Annotated in this window: 22 protein-coding genes; 7 read left to right on the top strand and 15 right to left on the bottom strand. The window is 57.7% G+C overall.

The window, feature by feature from the left end:
• Positions 1 to 15: 15 nt before the first annotated feature.
• From RBB77_RS17130 to RBB77_RS17100, 7 genes are all read right to left on the bottom strand, one after another.
• The gene (locus RBB77_RS17130) at positions 16 to 408 is read right to left on the bottom strand and encodes a hypothetical protein (protein WP_353062951.1); all 393 of its coding nucleotides are present in this window, start codon (positions 406 to 408) and stop codon (positions 16 to 18) included.
• 53 nt (positions 409 to 461) lie between these two features.
• Positions 462 to 1,526 carry an SDR family oxidoreductase gene (locus RBB77_RS17125; RefSeq protein ID WP_353062950.1) on the bottom strand — a complete coding sequence of 355 codons (1,065 nt, stop codon included), beginning with the start codon at positions 1,524 to 1,526 and terminating at the stop codon, positions 462 to 464.
• Between the two features lie 113 nt (positions 1,527 to 1,639).
• A complete protein-coding gene (locus RBB77_RS17120; RefSeq protein WP_353062949.1) occupies positions 1,640 to 1,846 on the bottom strand; it encodes a hypothetical protein in 207 nt (68 codons plus the stop codon).
• A 58-nt stretch (positions 1,847 to 1,904) separates the two neighbouring features.
• Positions 1,905 to 2,375, bottom strand: a complete 471-nt coding sequence (locus RBB77_RS17115) for a nuclear transport factor 2 family protein (RefSeq protein WP_353062948.1) — start codon at positions 2,373 to 2,375, stop codon at positions 1,905 to 1,907.
• Between the two features lie 60 nt (positions 2,376 to 2,435).
• Positions 2,436 to 3,956, bottom strand: a complete 1,521-nt coding sequence (locus RBB77_RS17110; protein ID WP_353062947.1) for a glycoside hydrolase family 32 protein — start codon at positions 3,954 to 3,956, stop codon at positions 2,436 to 2,438.
• Between the two features lie 67 nt (positions 3,957 to 4,023).
• Complete coding sequence (gene purB, locus RBB77_RS17105) at positions 4,024 to 5,325, bottom strand: adenylosuccinate lyase (protein ID WP_353062946.1); 1,302 nt, start codon at positions 5,323 to 5,325, stop codon at positions 4,024 to 4,026.
• Between the two features lie 96 nt (positions 5,326 to 5,421).
• Positions 5,422 to 5,679, bottom strand: coding sequence for a glutaredoxin family protein (locus RBB77_RS17100; RefSeq protein ID WP_353062945.1), 258 nt, complete (start codon positions 5,677 to 5,679; stop codon positions 5,422 to 5,424).
• 62 nt (positions 5,680 to 5,741) lie between these two features.
• Here RBB77_RS17100 and RBB77_RS17095 point away from each other — a divergent pair, with 62 nt between their 5' ends.
• Complete coding sequence (locus RBB77_RS17095) at positions 5,742 to 6,242, top strand: DinB family protein (RefSeq protein ID WP_353062944.1); 501 nt, start codon at positions 5,742 to 5,744, stop codon at positions 6,240 to 6,242.
• Between the two features lie 94 nt (positions 6,243 to 6,336).
• On the opposite strand, the gene RBB77_RS17090 is transcribed toward RBB77_RS17095, so the two are convergent.
• From RBB77_RS17090 to RBB77_RS17075, 4 genes are read right to left on the bottom strand one after another with little or no spacing between them, the layout of a single operon-like run.
• Positions 6,337 to 7,110, bottom strand: a complete 774-nt coding sequence (locus RBB77_RS17090; protein ID WP_353062943.1) for an SDR family NAD(P)-dependent oxidoreductase — start codon at positions 7,108 to 7,110, stop codon at positions 6,337 to 6,339.
• A 9-nt stretch (positions 7,111 to 7,119) separates the two neighbouring features.
• Positions 7,120 to 7,998 carry a tRNA adenosine(34) deaminase TadA gene (tadA, locus tag RBB77_RS17085; RefSeq protein WP_353062942.1) on the bottom strand — a complete coding sequence of 293 codons (879 nt, stop codon included), beginning with the start codon at positions 7,996 to 7,998 and terminating at the stop codon, positions 7,120 to 7,122.
• A 37-nt stretch (positions 7,999 to 8,035) separates the two neighbouring features.
• Positions 8,036 to 8,698, bottom strand: coding sequence for an HD domain-containing protein (locus RBB77_RS17080; protein ID WP_353062941.1), 663 nt, complete (start codon positions 8,696 to 8,698; stop codon positions 8,036 to 8,038).
• Positions 8,695 to 9,744, bottom strand: coding sequence for an agmatine deiminase family protein (locus RBB77_RS17075; protein WP_353067655.1), 1,050 nt, complete (start codon positions 9,742 to 9,744; stop codon positions 8,695 to 8,697). Before RBB77_RS17075 ends, RBB77_RS17080 begins: the two co-directional genes overlap by 4 nt.
• A 417-nt stretch (positions 9,745 to 10,161) precedes the next feature.
• Between RBB77_RS17075 and RBB77_RS17070 the strand changes: the two genes are divergently transcribed.
• Entirely contained in the window at positions 10,162 to 10,554 is a 393-nt protein-coding gene (locus RBB77_RS17070; protein ID WP_353062940.1) for a tautomerase family protein, read from the top strand.
• 36 nt (positions 10,555 to 10,590) lie between these two features.
• Here the strand turns inward: RBB77_RS17070 and RBB77_RS17065 are convergent, their stop codons facing one another.
• The 3 genes from RBB77_RS17065 to RBB77_RS17055 form a co-directional block, all read right to left on the bottom strand.
• Positions 10,591 to 11,355, bottom strand: a complete 765-nt coding sequence (locus RBB77_RS17065) for an SDR family NAD(P)-dependent oxidoreductase (protein WP_353062938.1) — start codon at positions 11,353 to 11,355, stop codon at positions 10,591 to 10,593.
• Between the two features lie 146 nt (positions 11,356 to 11,501).
• Positions 11,502 to 12,449 (bottom strand): carbon-nitrogen hydrolase, encoded by a 948-nt coding sequence (locus tag RBB77_RS17060; protein ID WP_353062937.1) that lies wholly within the window; start codon positions 12,447 to 12,449, stop codon positions 11,502 to 11,504.
• Positions 12,450 to 12,575: 126 nt separating this feature from the next.
• Complete coding sequence (locus tag RBB77_RS17055; protein ID WP_353062936.1) at positions 12,576 to 13,637, bottom strand: aldo/keto reductase; 1,062 nt, start codon at positions 13,635 to 13,637, stop codon at positions 12,576 to 12,578.
• 253 nt (positions 13,638 to 13,890) lie between these two features.
• On the opposite strand from RBB77_RS17055, the gene RBB77_RS17050 reads away from it, so the two are divergent.
• Positions 13,891 to 15,321: a glutamine synthetase family protein gene (locus RBB77_RS17050; RefSeq protein WP_353067654.1), complete on the top strand. Its 1,431-nt coding sequence runs from the start codon at positions 13,891 to 13,893 to the stop codon at positions 15,319 to 15,321.
• 94 nt (positions 15,322 to 15,415) lie between these two features.
• Entirely contained in the window at positions 15,416 to 16,300 is an 885-nt protein-coding gene (locus RBB77_RS17045; RefSeq protein WP_353062935.1) for a hypothetical protein, read from the top strand.
• A 51-nt stretch (positions 16,301 to 16,351) separates the two neighbouring features.
• Here RBB77_RS17045 and RBB77_RS17040 read toward each other — a convergent pair whose 3' ends face one another.
• Positions 16,352 to 16,921, bottom strand: coding sequence for a flavin reductase family protein (locus RBB77_RS17040; RefSeq protein ID WP_353067653.1), 570 nt, complete (start codon positions 16,919 to 16,921; stop codon positions 16,352 to 16,354).
• 275 nt (positions 16,922 to 17,196) lie between these two features.
• Here RBB77_RS17040 and RBB77_RS17035 point away from each other — a divergent pair, with 275 nt between their 5' ends.
• The 3 genes from RBB77_RS17035 (at position 17,197) to mdh (ending at position 20,538) form a co-directional block, all read left to right on the top strand.
• Complete coding sequence (locus RBB77_RS17035; protein WP_353062934.1) at positions 17,197 to 17,964, top strand: SIMPL domain-containing protein; 768 nt, start codon at positions 17,197 to 17,199, stop codon at positions 17,962 to 17,964.
• A gap of 86 nt (positions 17,965 to 18,050) precedes the next feature.
• A complete protein-coding gene (locus RBB77_RS17030; protein ID WP_353067652.1) occupies positions 18,051 to 19,451 on the top strand; it encodes an NADP-dependent isocitrate dehydrogenase in 1,401 nt (466 codons plus the stop codon).
• 157 nt (positions 19,452 to 19,608) lie between these two features.
• Positions 19,609 to 20,538: a malate dehydrogenase gene (mdh, locus tag RBB77_RS17025; RefSeq protein WP_353062933.1), complete on the top strand. Its 930-nt coding sequence runs from the start codon at positions 19,609 to 19,611 to the stop codon at positions 20,536 to 20,538.
• Positions 20,539 to 20,572: the final 34 nt, after the last annotated feature.

The following is a 20,572-nucleotide window of genomic DNA, read 5'->3' as shown; positions in this document are numbered from 1 at the left end:
CAAGTACGAAGATAGTTATGGGAGTGCGAATGCTGCAACAAAGCCAATCGCAGATGACTGAACATCTTGCCATCGTGGATCATTCAACGTTTCTTCTGCCTCCAGTATTTCCGGAGCTTCGTTGAGGAAACTATTCAGCGTTAGGGAGAAGTTCGCCGCTGCTTCATGCTGTTGGTCCGAAAAGCTAAAAGCACAGTCCTGCAGAAACAGGTTGAACACACAGTCGTCCACTAGCACACTGACGACCTCATTCGGGTCCTCCCAAGCAGGTCGATCATCTTGGAGCCAGTGGGTTGATTGATAGTGCTTATCACCTATTCTCTCGACGGCTTCGACTACATTTCTCTTCCAGCGGTCGAGAGGTACCTGAGGATAATGCTGGTCGTAGTCGGATTGAGTCTTGATCATCGTCATTTTCCTAAGTAGGTTGATATCGGGTTTGTGAAGTCGAAATCAAACTCTTAGGGAATGATACGGTCGTGGCGGAGGCGAGTGAAGAGGTCGAAAAAGCTGTCGTCGGTGGGTTGGTAGTCGAGGAAGCCGAGTTTGCGGCTCTTGCTCATGTCGGTGACGACTTCGATGGGACGGCCGAGGTCGGCGTCGGTGTGCCATGCGGAGACGAGTTGGTCGATGTTGGACTCGATCAGGTTGTGGGATTTTGCGATCTTGTGCCAGATGCCTTCGGTGCCGGCTAGTTGTTGTTCAAGCGGAGTGCCCTGGCCGGAGAAGGGAGCGGGTTCTATGCCGAACCAATCGGCGAGACGAGGCCACATCCAGTTCCAGCGGAAGACGTCGCCGTTGACTACGTTGAAGGCGTGATTAAATGCTACTGGTATCGTTGCGGCCCATTCGAGATGGCGTGCGAGGAGTCTGGCGTCGGTCATGTCGGTGAGACTGTTCCACTGGGCGGCCGAGCCGGGGAAGAGGAAGGGGCGACCGGTTTCGCGGCAGATGTTTGCGTAGACGGCAAGAGTGACGCCCATGTTCATCGCGTTGCCGAGCGCGTAGCCGATGATGGTGTGCGGGCGATGGATGGTCCAGTTGAAGTCGTCGCGGTCTGCGGCGGCGAAGACCTCGTCTTCCTGGGCGTAGTAGAAGTTTTCGATTTCGAGGCGGGGTTGCTCTTCGCGGAATGGCGTGGCGGGGAGCTTGCCTTTGCCGTAGGCCTCGAAGGGGCCGAGGTAGTGCTTCAGGCCGGTGACGAGAGCTACGTGGCGGACTGACCCGGCGGGCGCGACGGCTTCGAGGAGGTTGCGCACCATGGCTGAGTTGATGCGGATGTTTTCCGCTTCGGTAGGTTGGCGGAGCCAGGTGGCGAAGAAGATGTGCGACGGCTTGAGATGAGAGACTGCGGCGCGGAGAGAGGTGGGGTCGAGGAGATCGGCGGCGATGAAGTTGACTCCGTCGATGGCGTTCGAGGCGCGTCGGGCGAGGCCATGGACATGCCAGCCATTTGCGAGGAGCTGGTGCGCGAGATTGTTGCCGACGATGCCTGTGACTCCAGCGATGAGCGCGATGCGGGACATGAGTGATCCTTGAGTCAGGTGGCTGACTTCAATTGGATGATGCTCCTGACCGATGCGATTCGGTGGGAAGGAATGTGTGTAAGACACCGGCCTGCGCGGCCGGTGCCATGACGCTACACAGCTTTGCGCTGGAAGGTTGTTTTTTTGGATCCGGCGAAGGAGTCCTTCGCCTTGACGGAAGCGGTCGACGAGGTGGCAAGAGATTTGTCGCCGCCCTTTGCCTGAGCCGCAGCTTTTTCGCGTGCGGCCTGAAGCTTCTGTGCTTTCGGGCTCAGCCCGCGGGTCTTAACTTCAGCTGCTTTTGGAATGAAATCACTCATAGAGAGATCGTATAACGGGCAGATGGTTTTCGAACAGGGCGTGCCGGTGTGTTCGGAGTTACGTTGCCGGATGCGGTTTGACGCCGGACCATGTCCAGCTTCGGATCTTCCAGCCGCTCGGCTCTGCATGAAGGACGAAGGTTGCCTGGCCTTCTTCGGCGATCGGTTTGCCGTTCTGCTTGTAGAGATAGACGGTGGGGATGATGACGTAGGCGAGGTCTTCTTCGATTTCTGTGCGCGTGGGGGCGCTATATTTGACGATGCCTTCGGTGACGCCTGTGGACGTGGCATGTTTTTCGTAGTCGGCTGCCCATTCTTTGGCGGCGTTGGGGCCGGTCCATCGATGGGGAGAGAACTCGTCGATGATGGTGATGTCACCGTCTTCGTAGGCTGCGAATGCGGAATGAGTATCGCCTGTGTTGAAGCCGTCGATGAACTGGCGGATAGGCGCCATCACGTTCGGTGAAGCGGCCAGGGCGGTGTTGGTTAGCAGGACGATTGCGAAGAGTGCGAGGATTGCTTTCTTCATGTAGAACTCCAGTCGGCGCTGCTTAGTTGCTTCGCATCGTCGCGAAGAGGTTCGAAAAGATTACCAGATTGATTTGAGTTCCCAGACTTGGCCTTCGCTTTCGATGGGCTTTGCGTCGTCGGGGAAGATCTGGATTTGAAGATTGTTGGCGACGGGGAATACCAGGTCTGTCATGGCGATGGTTCCGTCCTGGGCGAAGGCTTCGACGGAGGACCGATCGACGATCAGGGTGAGGTCGTAGGGGCGAGTGGTGACCAGCGGAGCTTTGGTTCGGACGCGGAACTCTGGACTGATGGCTGCGCCTGAGTGGGTGCGGTCGATGTAGAACTCTTTCTTGCCGGTGTCGAAGGCTACTTCGGTCCAGTGTTGCTGGTCGGAGTAGATTTTCAGGCCGAAGACGGATTCGACGGGATGGCCGAAGTGGATCCGAATTTCGAAGGGAGGTTGGATGGTGTGTCCGCTTCCATAGAGGGCAGAGGTGTTGGTGGCGAGGGCTGAGATCTCGTAGTTTTTCCCTCGGAGAGGAGCGATGATGGGCTCCTGTTTGAGGGCGAGACCTGCGGCGTCGTTGATGAAGGAGAGACGGCGAGGGATACTCATCTGTCCTCGCCAGGGAGTGGTGGGGATTTGGGCGGCGTACTGCCAGTTGCTCATCCAGCCGATGAGGACAGGTTTCTGATCCTTGGGTAGACCGTTGTAGCTGATGGCGCAATAGTCGTCTTTGCCGTAGTTGGTCCAGCCGTAGGAGCCGCGGAGGCGTGATTGGCGGAAGGTTTTGCCGTCGAAGTCTCCGAGGAAGTATTGCTCGCCAGAACCGCCTTGTGGGGCGCCGGGATTGAGGCCGACCTTGAGAGCCCAGATGCTCTTTGCACCGTTGGAGGAGGGGATCTGGAGGAGGTCGGGGCACTCCCAGTCGCCGTTGATGTCTCCGGTGGGACCGAAGTCGCTGAGTTGTGTCCAGGCTTTGAGGTTGGAGGAGGAGTAGAAGCGGATCTTGTGTTCTTTGGGGAGGGAGACGGCCATGACCCAGTGGCGCGCGATGGGGTCCCAACTGACGCTGGGGTCGCGGAAGTCTGCCAGGTGGAGATCGAGGACGGGATTGCCGGGGTATTGCGCCCAGTTGCGGCCTTTGTCGAGGCTGACGGCGAGGTTTTGAGTTTGGCGGATTCCTTCAGGGGTTTGAGTGTGGCCGGTGTAGATGGCGACGAGACAGTCGCCGTGAGTGCAGAAGCCGCTGGTGTTGCCGTGATCGACGACGACGCTGCCGGTAAAGATCATGGTGTTGTCGTGTTCGGGGATGGCAACTGGAAGCTCGTGCCAGTGGAGGAGATCGGTGCTGACGGCGTGGCCCCAACTCATGTGTCCCCACTGATCGCCGTAGGGGTTGTACTGGAAGAAGAGGTGGTACTCGCCCTGAAAGAAGACGAGACCGTTGGGGTCGTTCGTCCAGTTTTCCGCAGGGGAGAAGTGGACTTGCGGGCGGTAGGGCTGGTCGTAGTCGGAGTTCTGCGCGGCTATGGGGAGTGTGAATAGAGTGAGAGCGGCGACGCAGCGGATCAATTTGCGAAAAAAACTCTTCACCGTTGATGCTCCATTGCAGATGGATGCAGGTTCTGATGTTGAGAATATTCGCTATTGCAAAAAAGATCTATTCGCCGAGGACTCGGGTGAAGATGGCGTCTACGTTGGCTAGTTGGCGGTTGTAGTCGAAGGCGCGGGCTAGTTTTTCGGGGGAGAGGCGGGCGGTGATCTCGGGGACCTTGGCGATCTCGTCGCGGAAGATGAGGTCGTTCTTCCATGAATTCATGGCGTGGCCCTGGACGAGGCGGTAGGCGTCTTCACGGGACATGCCGGATTCGGCGAGGTCGAGCAGAAGTTGACCGGAGAAGATGAGACCGCCGGTGGATTCGAGGTTCTTCAGCATGCGGGCTGGATAGACGAGGAGCTTGGCGATCAGGTTTTCCGTCTTCGCGAGGAGGTAGTCGGCGAGGATGGTGGAGTCGGGGAGGATAACGCGTTCGGCAGAGGAGTGCGAGATGTCGCGCTCATGCCACAGGGCTACGTTTTCGAAGGCCGTCTGTGCGTTTGAGCGGATGACTCGGGCGAGGCCGGAGATCTGTTCGCTGGTGATGGGATTGCGCTTGTGGGGCATGGCGCTTGAGCCCTTTTGCTTTTCGCTGAAGAACTCTTCGGCCTCGCGGACTTCGGTGCGCTGAAGGTGGCGAATCTCGGTGGCGATCTTGTCTAACGTGCTGGCGAGGACGGCGAGAGTGGAGATGTAGGCGGCGTGGCGGTCGCGCTGGACTACCTGAGTCGCTATCGCGACTGGTTTGAGACCTAATTGGTTACAAATTGCTTCTTCGTGTTCGGGCTTGAGGTGGCCGAAGGTGCCGACGGCTCCGGAGAGCTTGCCGACGCGAAGGTCTTCGGCGGCTGCGTCGAAGCGGGTGAGGTTGCGCTGCATCTCGGAATACCAGAGGAGCAGCTTGAGGCCGAAGGTGGAGGGCTCGGCGTGGATGCCGTGGGTGCGGCCGATGATGGGTGTGTGTTTGAACTCAAGGGCGCGCTTCTTCAGGGTTTCGGAGAGGGCCACGATGCCCGCGCGGATGATGGCGGATGCCTCTTTGATCTGGAGGGATTGTGCGGTGTCGACGACGTCGGTGCTGGTGAGGCCGTAGTGGAGCCAGCGGGAGTTTTCGGGGGAGTTGATGTGCTCGGCGACGGTGGTGGTGAAGGCGATGACGTCGTGACGGACCTCAGCTTCGATCTCGTTGATGCGGTCGACGGTGAAGGCGCCCTTGTCGCGGATGGCGTCGGCAGCAGACTGGGGGACAAGGCCGAACTTGGCGAGGGCCTGAGAGGCGGCTACTTCTACGGTGAGCCAGCACTGGTACTTGTTGGCGTCGGACCAGATGCGGCCAAGTTCGGGGCGTGTGTAGCGGGCGATCATGAGTTTCCTTCAGTGTTGCGCTTGGCGAATGTCCCCGAACCATTTGATGATCTAGTTGTGCTCAGGATGACAATTTTGACAGTTGGATCAATCGAACTAAGGCTGACTTACGCCGAAGAGTTCAGACATTTCGTCGTAGAGGAAGCCTTCACTGGGTTTATAGGGCTGGATCCACTTGCCGTCGAGAACGAACTGAGGGATGGCGCGCTTGCCGGTATTCTGGATGACGAGGTCGGCGGCGCCGGGGGTGTTCTCGATGTCGATCTCTTTGAACGGGATGTTGTGTGTTGTCAGGAAACGCTTGGCTTCGCGGCAGTCACGGCACCAGGAGGCGGAGTAGACGGTGAGATCCATAGAGTTTTATTTTACCCGCTGGCTGGCCGAGGGCAGGGTATGGCTGGATTAGAATCCCTGTTATGTCGCAGCTTAAGGTGCTTTTGCTCGCGCATACCGGCTACTCTGCCTGGGGGACTCAGCAGGTTCTCGATGCCTGTACGGCTCTTACGCCCGAGCAGCGGGAAAGAGGGATGGGCGCGTCTCACTCGAATATTCTGCAGACCTTCTGCCATGTTTATGATGCTGAGCAGGTGTGGCTTCGCAGATTGGCCGAAGTTGATAACGAAAAGCTACCGCCCGGTCCTGCTCCGCACCACTCTTTCGAATTTCTCGTCGAATCGTGGCCGGAGTTGTGGGATGGGTATCGACGATGGATCGATGCAGCTTCTGAGGCGGACCTTACTCTGGAGCTTTTGACCGTGCTGCCCGACGACACGCGTTTCTGTGTTCCTCGGTGGCAGATTGTGTTACATGCGATCAACCACTCTACCTACCATCGCGGGCAGATCATCACGATGCTGCGGGCGTTTGATATTACGCCTCCGAATACGGACGTGACGGCTTACTACTCGACACGCTAGAGCTGTCCTGCCGGACGGGCCCGCTGCGCGCGGGGCGGCCACTTCGTGGCGCGTATACCCTTTTTGCTGATTTGTGCGCAGCTGGGATGTGGATTTATTGCTCGTGGTAGTTGCGGATTAGGCCGCCGTCGATGAAGTAGGTGGAGCCGGTGACGTAGGCGGCGTCGTCGGAGGCAAGGAAGAGGGCTACGCCGGAGACGTCGTCGGGTGTGCCCATGCGACCTAGCGGGATGTTTTTGAGGAGGGCGTCGAGCTTGGGTTTGTCTTCCATCAACTTGACGTTGATGGGAGTGGCGATGGCGCCGGGGGCAATGTTGTTGATGGTGATGTTGAGTGGGCCAAGCTCGACAGAGAGATTGCGCATGAGCATGCGGACGCCACCCTTGGAGGCGCAGTAGGTGGAGAAGTTGGGAAAGACCATGTCCTCGTGGACGGAGGAGATGTTGATGATGCGGCCTGGGAGCTTCGCGTCGCGCAGGCGGCGGACGAAGGCCTGGGTGAGGAAGAAGGCGCCTTTGAGATTGACGTTGAGGACGGCGTCATAGTCGGCTTCGGTGACGTCCCAGAAAGATGCGCTTTTTTCGATGCCGGCGTTGTTGACGAGGATGTCGCAGCGGCCGAGTTGTTCGTAGGCCTGGTCGACGAGGTTTTGCGTGTCGCTAAGGCTGGTAACATCGGCTCGGACGAGAATGGCTTTGCCGCCAGCGGCTTCGGCTTTGGCAGCGGTCTCCTTAGACTTTTCTATGTTGGTGCGGTAGTCGACGACAACGCTGGCGCCTTCGCTGGCGAAGCGGATGGCGATGGATTGGCCGATGCCGGAGCCGGAGCCGGTAACGATTGCGACTTTGCCTGCGAGACGACCTGGCATTGATGGCTCCTATTTTTTGATGGATTTTTTTGCAGCGGCTTTCTTGGTTGCTTTCTTTGGGGCTTTTTCCGCTGCGGATTTTTTTGCTGGCTTCGCGGGCTCGGGCTTTTCTTTGGCGATGATTTCGGAGAGAAGCGTCTTCGCTTTTTCCAGTTCGGCGTGACGTTCCTGGGCTAGGTTTTTGCCGGCACGGTTGATGTAGAAGTTCAGCATCTGCATGCCGGAGGCTGGGCCCTTTGGAGAGACTTTTTTTGTCGCGAGCGCTTTGGCTATGGCGGAGGCGTTTTTTTTGAAGAGGCCTTCGTCGGGATGGGTTGAGTCGGTGTTTACCTTTGCGGACCACTTCTTTTTTGTCGCCATGAGTGTCTCCTTCGCTGCGTCGCGGGGCGCTGCTTCGGTTTGTAGGATGCGGGCTTGGGACTTTTCCTGGCGGCGTTTGCGAAAAAAAGCGGTGAGGAGGGTGCCGCACTCTTCGGCGAGGAGGTTGGCGGTGACTTCGACTTTGTGGTTGAGTTGGGGGTGGTTCATGACGGAGAGGACTGAGCCACAGGCGCCTGCTTTGGGATCGGGCGCGGCGTAGACGAGGCGAGCGATGCGTGCGTGGAGGATGGCTCCGGCGCACATGGCGCAGGGCTCGAGTGTGACGTAGAGGGTGCAGTCTTCGAGGCGGTAGTTGCGTAGATAAAGACCGGCCTGGCGGAGGGCGACGATCTCTGCGTGGGCGGTGGGGTCGTTGTCGCGTAGGACACGGTTCTGACCGCGGCCGATGATTTTGTTTTGATGGACGACGACGGCGCCTACGGGAACTTCGCCATTTGCCTCGGCGCCATTGGCTTCTGCGATTGCTTTGCGGAGGTAGGCTTCGTCGGTTTCGTTCGCAGAGGTCATTGCAGGCTAGTTTAGCTTTGCTTCGTGATCAGAGCGGTTAATAGAGATTTGGGCCGGCTTCGGATTCGAGGGCATCGAGGAAGGTTTGCATGGTCGCGATGCGCGGGGCTGCGAGGACTTTCGAGGTCTCAAGAAGGAGCTGTGAGGGGAGATTCGTGAGGTGTTTTTTGAGGGCCGTGTGGGCTTCGGTGAAGGTTTCGAAACGCGTGTCGCTGCCTAGTTTGGCGAGGGTGCGGGTGATGCCAATGGCGCCGAGTTGCTCGAGGATGTCGGCGTCGCGGGCGATGGTGGCTTCGATGGTGAGTGGCTTGTCGTGGGGCTGGTGGGTGCGAATGACTTCGAGAACGGCGGTGATTTTTTCTTCGGGGAAGCAGAACTCCGTGAGGAGCGCGGGAGTTTTTTCGATCGCGTAGGCTACGTGGTCCCAGGTTTTGAGTGCGACTTCGTCTTCGGGGCGGTGGCCGACGAAGACGCCTAGATCGTGGAGCCAGACTGCGGCGAAGACTACGTCATCGTCATAGGTGAGGCCTTGTCCGATTTGCTGCGTGAGTGCGTAGAGGCGGGGTTGGTGGCCGAATTTGTGGGTCGGCTTGGCGTGGGTCGCGATGTAGGTTTCGAGGGCGGCTCGGTAGGACTGATCTTTCGTGTCTTTGGTGTCCAATGTAGTTGTCGTATCTGTTTTGTCTGTCATGGTATTCATGCGGGTTCTTGTTGGGAGAGGCAGTGGAGGGTGCCTAGGCCCCAGACGAGGTCGACGGCGTGGATGCCGATGATCTCGCGGTCGGGGAAGCAAGCAGCAATAATGTTGAGCGCGTGACGGTCGTTGGGGTCGTTGAAGGTGGGGACCAGGACGAGCGAGTTTGCGATGTAGAAGTTGGCGTAGCTGGCGGGTAGGCGTTGGCCTTCGAAGATAACCGGGGCGGGCATGGGCAGCTCGACTATTTCGAAGGGCTCGCCTGCGAGGTTGCGGAAGTTGCGGAGGCGGTTGAGGTTTTCGGCGAGGGGCAGGTGGTTTTCGTCGTGAGTGTTGGGCTCGACGGCGGTGAGGATCTTGTTTTCGGCGACGAAGCGGGTGATGTCGTCGACGTGGCCGTGGGTGTCGTCGCCGGCACAGCCTTTATGGAGCCAGAGAACTTTTTCGATGCCGAGATATTCGTGAAAGGCCTGCTCCAGGCGCTTGCGGGTTTCGGACTCGTCGCCTAGACCGGGGTTGCGCTGTTGGATTTCGCTGAGGAGGCACTCTTCGGTGGTGAGGAGGAGGCCGGCGCCGTTGGTGTCGATGCTGCCGCCCTCGAGAACGAGGCGGTGGGGCTTGCCGTTGGCTCCTTCGATCTCGGGTTTGAACTGGGGCATGTCGTAGTGTTTGGCGACGTGCTGGGGGATCTGGTCGTCACGGTGCCAGTTGTCGTACTTGGCCCAGGCGTTGAACTTCCAGTTGGTGATGGCGGATTCGCCTGCGGCGTTTTTGACGAAGATGGGGCCGGAGTCGCGGAGCCAGACGCGATCGGTCTGCCAGTGGTGGAAGTGGAGGCGGGCGAGGTTGGCTCCGGCGCGGCGGAGGAGGTTGGTGGCGCGGCGCTCGGCGGCAAGGTCGTTGACGAGGATGTGGACGTCTTCGACGCTGGAGAGATGACGGACGATTTCTCCGTAGACCCAGGGGATGGTTTGGAATTTGCCGGGCCAGTCTTCGGCGTTATGGGGCCAGCCGAGCCAGGTGGCGGCGTGGGGAGCCCACTCTGCGGGCATGCGGTAGTTGGTCGGTGTGTCGGTCGTACGGCTCACCCTGGCTTGCTCCTTCTTGGGAGGTACCCCTCCCCGGGTCAAAAAGTGTGCAAAGTCTTCCATCCACGCGGCTTAGGCTTGGACTTCCAAGGCATTCAAGACACGGTAGCAGCCCTGCACCACGTTTGGATGAACTGGCGTGGGCTTCGGTCGCTTGTTCGCGAAAGAGCGCGCTTATTTAAGTATAGCTGTTTGGAGATAACTGATACGCCACGCGAATGTGCTGGATTGACGCGGGTTTTATGTGGTTTGGGGGTTGACAGAGTTATGGGCGGCGCATCGATCGAGTCCTATGAAGAATCTTATGAGAGGTGATTGGTTCGAGACACCGGGAAGCCGTTGGATGCTGGGCTCGACCATCCTTCATCATCAGGAGATTTCATGCCGTTGTTTACAGTGACGTTGAGATCCGGTAGAACCGCTGACGAAAAAGACGCGATCTCCCGGGCCATACACCAGGCGAGCATCAAGGCGGGGTATCCCCACGACGATATGTTCCAGCGGTTTTTTTGTCTTGAGGAGAGCGACCTGAGAGTTGATCTCAACTATCCTGGTCTGCCGAAACCTCGAACGGAGAAGATGCTGATGATCGAAGTGCTTGTGTCGTCCGGGACTGACGCAGCCAGAAAGACACGTCTGCTGGCGGCTTTAATCGAAACACTCGACGGTGCTGGCACCGATCCGAACGACATTATGGTGTTCTTTGGCGAGATTGATCGTGCCAGCAGTTCCTTCGGGGGCGGCCGGCTCGCGCCACCGGTTGCAACCGCCTAGTTGAGATGTGGGTAACGCCGCTATCAGGGCCGAGTTTTACTGTTTGTAGATTGGCGCTCCCATGGGTGCGCCCGTGGCTCCGCCATCAATAACGATCTCAGTGGCCTGAATGAAAGAGGACTCATCTGAGGCGAGAAAGACGACGGCATTGGCCACTTCCAGAGGGTCGCCCATTCGTCCGAGAGGGATGCCTCTTTCGACAACCTTGTGGAGCGTGTGTCTATCTTCGTCGGTGGTTACGGTTGCATCCCATATAGGGGTATCGACTGCCCCTGGGGTGACCACATTGATTCGAATTCCGCGTGGAGAAAGCTCGGAGGCCATCACGCGCGCCATTGTTCTGACGGCCGCTTTACTTGCCGCATAGGCAGACAGGCCAGGCCTGCCGTTCACATTCTGGACCGAACTGTTGAAGATGATGGAAGCGCCGTCGTTCAGATAAGGCAGGCACTCCTGCACGATAAAGAAGGTCGAGGTTACATTGACGCTCAAAATCTCCTCGAACACCTCGATCGAGGTGCTGCCGAGCGGCGTGAGGGGGCCGATTCCAGCGTTTGCAAAGAGGATATCGAGATTGCCGAACTGCTCGACTGTCGCTGCGATAGCTTTCTTCATGGCTTTGCGGTCTGTTACGTCCGCTTTCATGACAAGCACCCCGGGCCCGAGTTCTTGTACGGTTGTTTCGAGCGTCTTCTGGTTTCTGCCTGTGATCGCGACTTTCGCTCCTTCCTCCAGGAATCGCTTTGCGGTGGCCAATCCGATGCCGCTGTTGCCACCTGTAATCAGTGCTACTTTACCCATTAATCTCATCTGACTTCCTTTCTGACGCAGCAGCATATTCGTGTCTGGGCTGTATCAGCCGGCCACCCAAGACGTGGCCCTGATAGATAAACACTTCTGGCGGCTAGATATTCCCGCGCGTTCACGGCTAAGACCGGGACGGGGCTCTAGTCGATGAAGCGGCTGGTGATGCCGTTGTAGGCGTCGATGCGGCGGTCGCGGAGAAAGGGCCAGTTGCGGCGAGTGTCTTCCTGGAGCTTGAGGTCGATCTCGGCGATGAGGATCTCTTCTTTGTCGTGGCTGGCTTGCGCGATGACGCGACCGAACGGGTCGGCGATGAAGCTGCCACCCCAGAATTCGAGGCCGGATTTGGGCGTGTGGTCGCCGGGGCCGCGCATCTCGACACCGTTGTGGATGACGTCGCCGTGCTCGTGGCCTACGCGGTTGACTGCGCCGACAAAGACGCCGTTGGATATTGCATGGGCGCGCTGCGTGGTCTGCCAGGCGGAGTATTGAGCGTCGCCGTATTCGGCTTTCTCAGAGGGGTGCCAGCCGATGGCGGTGGGGTAGAAGAGCGTGTTGGCGCCGCGGAGGGCGGTCTCGCGGGCGGCTTCTGGATACCACTGGTCCCAGCAGACGAGCGTGCCGATGTCTCCCTGAGTGGTCTTCATGGCTTTGAAGCCGAGGTCGCCGGGGGTGAAGTAGAACTTCTCGTAGTAGAGGGGGTCGTCGGGGATGTGCATCTTGCGGTAGATGCCCTTGATGCTGCCGTCGGTTTCGAGGATGGCAGCGGTGTTGTGATAGAGGCCGGGGGCGCGGCGCTCGAAGAGGCTGGCGATGACGACTACTTTTTCTTCCTTCGCGATGGCGCTGAGGCGCTCGGTGGAGGGGCCGGGGATGGACTCGGCGGTGTCGAAGAGGGCGTGCTCTTCGCGCTGGCAGAAGTATTGGGCGCGGAAGAGCTCGGGGAGGCAGATGACGTTGGCTCCGGCGCGGGCGGCTTCGCGGACACGGTCGGCGGCTTTGTCGAGGTTGGCTGCGGTATCGGGGACGCAGGACATCTGGATGAGGCCGATGCGTTTGTTGGTGGTGGTCTTGCTGTTCGTTGTCGTCATGATGATCCTGTTCAAGTTTATAGGCGTTTGTGAGCCTCGTCGGGCTGCGGGTGCCTTGCTTATTTGCGGAACGTTAATGTGGGCGGCAGGACACGACCTTTCGTGGGGCGGTGTCCTGCTGCGGAGTTATGATTTGCCGGGTGTGACCGGAACGGTGCGGGCTATCGGCTCGAGGCGATTGGAGCTTTGGAAGGGAAGCATCCAGCCGGGGTACTCGGGTGGCAGGGCGCTGACTTCGTCGAGCTGCTTTAGTTCGTCGGCGGTGAGCTTGAGATCGACGGCGGCGAGGTTGTCTTCGAGCTGGTCGAGGCGCTTTGCTCCGATGATGATTGAGGTGACTACGGGCTTCGCTAACAGCCACGCGAGAGAGATTCGGGCGGGGCTGCAGTTGTGGGCTTTGGCGATGGGGGCCATGACGTCGAGGATGCGCCAGGTGCGCTCTTTGTCGACGATGGGGAAGTCGAACTCGGAGCGGCGGGAGCCCTCGGGGCGCTGATTTTCGCGGGAGAATTTGCCGGAGAGAAGACCGCCCGCGAGTGGGCTCCAGACTAGGAGGCCGGTTTTTTCGGCTTTGAGCAGGGGGACGAGATCGCGCTCTAGGTCGCGGCCGGCGATGGAGTAGTAGGCCTGGAGGGTGTCGAAGCGGGCGAGGTTTTTGAACTGGGAGATGCCGAGGGCCTTGGCGATCTTCCAGGCCTGCCAGTTGGAGACTCCGATGTAGCGGACTTTTCCTTGCTGGACGAGGGTGTCGAGTGCGCGGAGGGTCTCTTCTATGGGGGTGATGGAGTCGTTGCCGTGGATCTGATAGAGATCGATGTGGTCGGTCTGAAGGCGGCGGAGGCTGGCGTCGACGGCGTCCATGATGTGGCCACGGGAGGCGCCGACGTCGTTGCGACCGGGGCCGGTGCGGCCGAAGGCTTTGGTGGCGATAACTACAGTGCTGCGCGAGATGTTGAGAGTTTTGAGGGATTGGCCGAGGGCTTTTTCGCTCTCGCCTTCGGAGTAGACGTCGGCGGTGTCGAAGAAATTGATGCCGGCGTCGATGGAGGCTTTGATGAGCGCGTCGGCTCCGGTCTGGTCGACGGTACCGATGGCGCGGAAGAGGCCGGTGCCGCCGTGGAAGGTCATTGTGCCGAAACAAAGCGTGGAGACGAGAAGGCCGGTGTCGCCGAGAGTCTTGTATTGCATGAGTGTCCTTTGGTTGAGAGGTCGGACTGACAAGTAATTAGACGTTGTCACCGGGCTCGGTGATTCAAGGTGGCGAGATACGGAGGCTTTCCTTTGGCTTTTCGCGATTGCAGCTTTTTTGTCGATGAATTTTCTGTTAGTTTTGAGGTGTAGAGCGGTCAGATCACGGTCAGGCACGCCCTCTTCCAATCACCTAAAAACATCTTTCCCAGTAGTTGCAGCAAGACGTGTATCTCATTGCAGAAGGAGTGTTATTTTGAGCGAATTTCGTGATTTTCTGGAGCTTTCCTATGGCGAACTCGAGGACCTGAACCTGGCGGCGAAGGAGCAGCGGAGGAATCGAGTTGCGGCTGATGTGATTCGGGAGGAGCGGCTGAAGTACCTGACCGATGAGAAGCGGATCAAGGCTGTGACGGTTCTTTTCAGCGATCTTGAAGGCCGCCTGCACATGCTGGACTACGACAAGAAGTTCCTGGTGAAGAGCTACGACAACCTGACGTTTGATGGTTCGTCGATTCGTGGATTTACGGCGCAGCGGGAGAGCGATCTGCGGCTTGGAATCGACTGGAGCGCGTTTTACTGGGTGCCGGCGGATGTGTTTGGCGCAGGCAAGGTGATGGTATTCGGCGAGGTGATCGATAAGAACGGCACGACGTACAGCGCGGATATTCGGGGAGTGCTGAAGTCGTTTTCGCAGGAGCTGTTCGATAAGCAGGGCTACACGCTGAACGCGGCGAATGAGATTGAAGGGTTCCTGTTTGAGGGGATCGATGCGGAACGGAGTTATCACGAGACGGGTAGCTTCGAGTATGTGAATAAAGGTGGGTACTATCACTCGCTGCCAGGCGATCCGCTGCGTGAGTTTATCGACACGACCGCTGAAGTGCAGCGCGCGATGGGCTTCGAGAATGAGAAGGACCATCCCGAGGTTGCGCCCTCGCAGTTCGAGATCAACTACACCTATGGTGAGGTTGTGGCCGCTGCGGACCAGATTCAGCTTTACAAGCTGATCTGTCGACAGGTGGCGACACAGATGGGAATGACCGCGAGCTTTCTGCCGAAGCCGGTTGTTGGCGTGAACGGCAGCGGCATGCACACCAATGTCTCGATTACGAAGGGCGGGAAAAATCTTTTCTGGGATCCGAAGGGCGAGGAGAAGATCTCGAAGTTGGCGTGGCAGTTTACGGATCGCATTCTGACGCATGGCAACGATATTTGCCTGCTCCTGAATGCGAGTGTGAATGCTTATCGCCGGCTTGATCCTCACTTCGAGGCGCCGAACCAGATCAAGGCTTCGGCTACTGATCGTGGATCGATGGTGCGGATTCCGATTGGCAATGAGAAGTCGGCGCGCGTGGAGGTTCGGTCGGTTGGGCCGGATGCGAATCCTTACCTGGTTCTGTATTCGATCTTCAAGAGCGGATTGCATGGCGAGACTTCGAGGATCAAAAACCTGCGGCAGGCCGAGCGTTATCTGCCAGACAATGTCTACACGGCGTTGGAGAACTTCCGTGGCGCGGAGTGGACGACTACATTGCTGGGTGAGGATGTGAAGGGCCGCTATGCGGATCTGAAACAGGCTTCGGCGGATCGCTGTGCGCGGTTGCTGGGGACGATTGTGAAGGCGCCTGAGGTGCAGTTCCATCACGATGTTTATAATCAGCTGCTCTGGAATAACTTCTAACGGAATTACAAATTCCAGCGAAAGCCGATGAGAGATCATCGGCTTTTCTTTTTGATGGGCATGGGATGTGGTGCGTGCTAGAGTTCGTATCGATATGAACGTTCGGGCCCTGTTTTCTCTTGCGGTATTTGGATTGTTACTGCTGACTGGTTGCGGTGCAGGGAGTCCGCCTCAAGCGAATCTAGCAGGAAACTGGTTGCTTGTTGGGCCGATGCCGACAACTGAGTTGCCGCTTACGCCGGTCACCAACGTACGGCTTGCGATGACCTTTGATGTGATCGGGAACAACATCTCCGCGTACGGGTATGTTGATTGGCCATGTGACGTCGCCGATCAGTCGGGGATTGTGGTCTCATCGGCGTCGTTCGGTGTTTCGGCCACGGGGACGGTTGAGGATGGTGGAAGATTCACGCTTCAGACGGCTGCTGGCGATCCTGGTTCGCTATCGATTCAAGGAAAAGCTCCCCAGCCCGGTAGCGGGGAGTGGTCTGGCACTTACAACATGTCTTACACGCTACCGTTCGGTGTCTGTTCGGGAAGCTCGTCGGGGCTGATTGCGGCGACGGCTTTTCCTCTGATCAACGGAATCTATGACGGTACAGCGCAGATTGTCACGGCTGGGATTCCAAAGGGAAAGCCCATTACGATTCAAGCGACTTTGAAGCAAAGTGGGACCGTGATCAACCCGGCCACCGGATTGTCTACGCCGAGTGATATTTTGCTCGAGGGTAGCGTTCAGGTAGCAGGGTCTTCTTGTTTTAAATCGGGCACGACAGGTGTAATGCCTCTGAGTGCGGTCGAAGGAGATTTGGTCCTCGCGAACTTCACGATGGACGATGGCTCGACGCTTGAACTACAAGGAACGTTGATAGACGCGGTTGAAGGAACTATCGATGCCGATTTCGTTGGAGTAGCTGGAGGTAAGTGCGCAGGTATCTATCAGACAACGGGTTTCACCCGACAAGCGCAAGTGCGGTGATCTCTTAATCTTCGGCTGGTGAACGTCTGCTGACGTGTCGAGACGAACAGCTTACATACCGGCTTCGAGCATGGCTGCGACGCGGGCGGGGCGGTAGGCGGATTCCGGGATTGTTGCGAGCCGGGAAGGATGCACCTCGTCGCCGAGGCCGAAGAAGCGGCAAAAGCTCATGATGAGAGGGCGCCATTTTTCGGGGTCGACGTGGTTGGTTTCGCCTTCGAGTCTTAGTTCGGGTTCGATGTGGACACGAAGGATCTTTACTTCGAGCGCGATGAGGCGGCCGGGAGACTCCTGGGTCGCCAGAGGATGACTTTCGGTTAATTCTGCCTCGAGTTGAATCGGGCACTCTGCGATACGTGGCGGGGCGACCAATTCGGATCGAAGCGGGGTGAATCCGGAGGCGGCAAACTTGTCGCGATGGTAGACGTAGCCCTTTTGGATTTTGTGCGGTGGCACGGGATTGGAGCCCGTGAGGAGAGCGAGCCTGTCGACGTGAGCTACCTGGTCGACCGATGGGAGATTGAGGACGCATTGGCGGGTGCGCTGAAGGTTCTGCGGGGTCTTCGAGTGTGCGCCGAAGCCGAGTACAGCATTCCAACCTAACCACCACGCTGAAGATATGGGAGAGAGGTTGGGTGAGCCGTCTTCGTTGATATGCTGACGACAACGACAGGTGTTCCGAAGTAGAGGATTGAAGGGTGGATGATTTCGTGCATTACTGTCTCCGTTGATGAATATGGATTGAGCGTAACGAAGGTGCGCCAGCGGTACTATCCGGTTTGTGACAGAGAACTCGTCTGCAGGAGTCTCGAGTTGCAGCGGTGCACAGGCTCATACCGATTGACACGGCGTTTGGCTTGCTGCATTCTGCTGCTGTTGTGCGGAGGAGGGTTCACTTGGAGACGGAACGATCTTCGTTGTTTGCTCCTGCGGCGGTTGTTGGAGTTTGTTTGCTGGTTGGATTGGTGGCGGGTGGATGGATCCTGGGGTCGGAGATTAAGGACATCAGGCTGGCGGACCGGTATGTGACGGTGAAGGGTCTGGTGGAGAGGACCGTGAAGTCCGATATGGCGACCTGGCCGGTGAGCTTCAAAGAGGCAGGAAATGACCTGCCGCAGGTGTTTGCCAAAAGTGAAGCGGATAAGACGGCCGTGCTGAAGTTTTTTGCTGGGCAGGGGATTGCGCCTGGAGAGATCACCGTGGGGCAGATCAAAGTGACCGACAAGCTGGCGAATGAGTATGGCGGGAACAACACGGGGCCGCGATACATCGTGGAGCAGACGGTGACGGTGCAGTCGAAGGATGTGGACAAGATTTCGAAGGCAGGGCAGAAGACGGCGGACCTGGTGCAGGCGGGGATCGTTGTGGGTGGCGCGAATGGGCAGCAGGGTGGGATTCGGTACGAATTTACGGGGTTGAATGCGCTGAAGCCGGACATGATTACCGAGGCGACTCGGAATGCGCGGGCTTCGGCAGACCGGTTTGCGGCGGACTCGGGCAGCCAGGTGGGGTCGATTCGTTCGGCGAACCAGGGAGTGTTTTCGATCTCACTTGCGGGCAGTGGGGCGGCTCCAGATGAGGGGGGCGGTGGAGGAGATGCGGACGCGAGCATCATGAAGAAAGTGCGCGTGGTTTCCACGGTCGATTATTACCTTGTTCGATAAACGAACTCTTGTGCCGCATACCGTTTGCAAGCCATGTTGCGCGAATGGTAGCCTCGGTCTTCGATTCTTCTGCGGAGACGATGACGATGCAAACGAGCTACAACGGGATTCCAGTGCCGGCGAATGGGCAGGCGATCGAGTACAACAACGGAAAATTTAAGGTTCCTGATCATCCGATTATTCCGTTTATCGAAGGAGATGGAACGGGACGGGATATCTGGAAGGCTTCGCAGCGAGTGTTCGATGCAGCGGTGGCGAAGGCTTATGGGGGCAAGCGTTCGGTGGCGTGGTATGAGGTGCTGGCGGGGGAGAAGGCCTATCGCCAGACGAAGAACTGGTTGCCGGATGATACGGTGAAGGCCACGGTGGACTTTCGCGTGTCGATCAAAGGCCCGCTGACGACACCGGTGGGTGGTGGAATTCGTTCGCTGAACGTCGCGTTGCGGCAGTTGATGGATCTTTATCAGTGTGTGAGGCCGGTGAAGTACTACGCTGGCGTGCCGAGCCCTGTGAAGGCGCCGGAGAAGTTGAATGTGGTGATCTTCCGTGAGAATACGGAGGATATTTATGCCGGGATCGAGTTTCGGCAGGGTACACCTGAGGCTGACAAGTTCATCGCGTTTGTTAACGATGACATGCTGAAGGGAACGAAGAAAAAGATTCGGCTGGACTCCGGTGTGGGGGTGAAGCCGATTTCGATTACCGGATCGAAGCGGTTGGTTCGCGCGGCGATTCAGTATGCGCTCGATAACAAGCGCAAGACGGTGACGCTGGTGCACAAGGGAAATATTCAGAAGTTCACCGAGGGAGCGTTTCGCGAGTGGGGATATGAGGTTGCTTCGCAGGAGTTCCGCGAGCAGACGGTGACGGAGCGGGAGAGCTGGATTCTTGGGAATATTGAGGCGAATCCGAAGCTGACTGCGGAAGAGAACGCAGCGTTGATTGAACCCGGGATTGAGTTTGCCGCGAAGGAGTTTGGTGAGGAAGTTATTGCCGAAGTGAAGCAGGTGATCGCTTCGATTGGAAGTTCGCACGGCGGAGGGAAGTGGAAGAGCAAAATTCTGGTGAATGACCGGATCGCGGATTCGATCTTTCAGCAGATTATTTTGCGGCCTGAGGACTACAGCGTTTTGGCGACGACGAATCTGAATGGTGATTACATTTCGGATGCAGCGGCGGCTCAGGTCGGCGGGTTGGGAATTGCGCCGGGTGGGAATATCGGCGATGGATATGCCGTGTTTGAGGCGACGCATGGTACAGCTCCGAAGTATGCAGACAAGGATGTGATCAATCCTGGGTCGGTCATTCTTTCAGGTGTGATGTTGTTTGATTTTCTGGGTTGGACTGAAGCGGCGCGGCTGATCGAGAGCTCGATGGAGAAGACGATTGGGCAGAAGTTCGTGACGTACGACTTCGAGCGTGGGATGCAGGGCGCGACGAAGGCAAAGACGAGCGAGTTTGCTACACGCATGATTGAGAATATGTAGTCGAAGGTGGGGACGGTCCGTTTCGAGATGGCTGTTCCCATTTTTCTTTAGTTGAACTTTAGTGCGGTATTCGCTCGTCCTGGGCGATATTGAACGTATTGGTTCTGTAGGGACTCTAGAATAGAGAAGAGATTTAGCGACTCGTGAAGGAGAAAAGATGCGGAAGAAAGTAACGATTGTTGGTTCGGGGAATGTGGGAGCTACGGCTGCGCACTGGATTGCGGCGAAGGAATTGGCTGATGTGGTGCTGCTCGATGTTGTCGAAGGTGTGCCGCAGGGCAAGGCGCTTGATCTGTTGCAGGCGATGCCGATTGAGAAGCGCGATTGCAGCATCATTGGAACCAATGATTACGAGGATACGGCGAACTCCGATGTGGTTGTGATTACGGCGGGGATTGCGCGTAAGCCTGGGATGAGCCGTGATGACTTGCTGACGACGAATCATGGGATTATGTCGAAGGTTGTGGGTGAGGTGGTCAAGGCATCGCCGAATACGATCATCATCGTGGTGTCGAATCCGCTGGATGCGATGGCACAGACGGCGTTCAAGCATGCCGGGTTGCCGCGTGAGCGTGTGATCGGGATGGCTGGAGTGCTGGACTCGGCGCGGTTCCGCACGTTTATTGCTGAGGAGTTGAAGGTGTCGGTCGAGAACGTGACCGCGTTTGTGCTGGGTGGACATGGCGACACGATGGTGCCTTTGTCGCGCTACTCGACGGTTGCGGGAATTCCTATTACGGAGTTGATCGCGCCTGATCGGTTGAAGGAACTGGAGACGCGTACGGCCAATGGTGGCGCGGAGATTGTGAAGCACCTGAAGACTGGGTCGGCTTACTATGCTCCGAGTGCTGCTGCGGTTGAGATGGTTGAGGCGATTCTGAAGGATAAGAAGAAGATTCTTCCTTGCGCCGCTTATCTGCAAGGGGAGTATGGCATCTCGGGCTTGTATGTTGGCGTGCCTTGTAAGCTTGGCGCGAAGGGGCTGGAGCAGATTATTGAGATCAAGCTGACTCCGGCAGAACAGGCTGCGCTGCAGAAGAGTGCGGATTCGGTGAAGGAGCTTTGCACGGTCATTGGGGTGGCTTAAAGTCCCTCTTTTATGCCTGAAGATATTCCTCGAT

This window comes from Tunturibacter psychrotolerans (assembly GCF_040359615.1).
Classification (GTDB): Bacteria; Acidobacteriota; Terriglobia; order Terriglobales; family Acidobacteriaceae; genus Edaphobacter; species Edaphobacter psychrotolerans.
The sequence above is the reverse complement of the archived record's forward strand: the minus strand, read 5'-3'. Positions and strand labels throughout refer to the sequence as shown.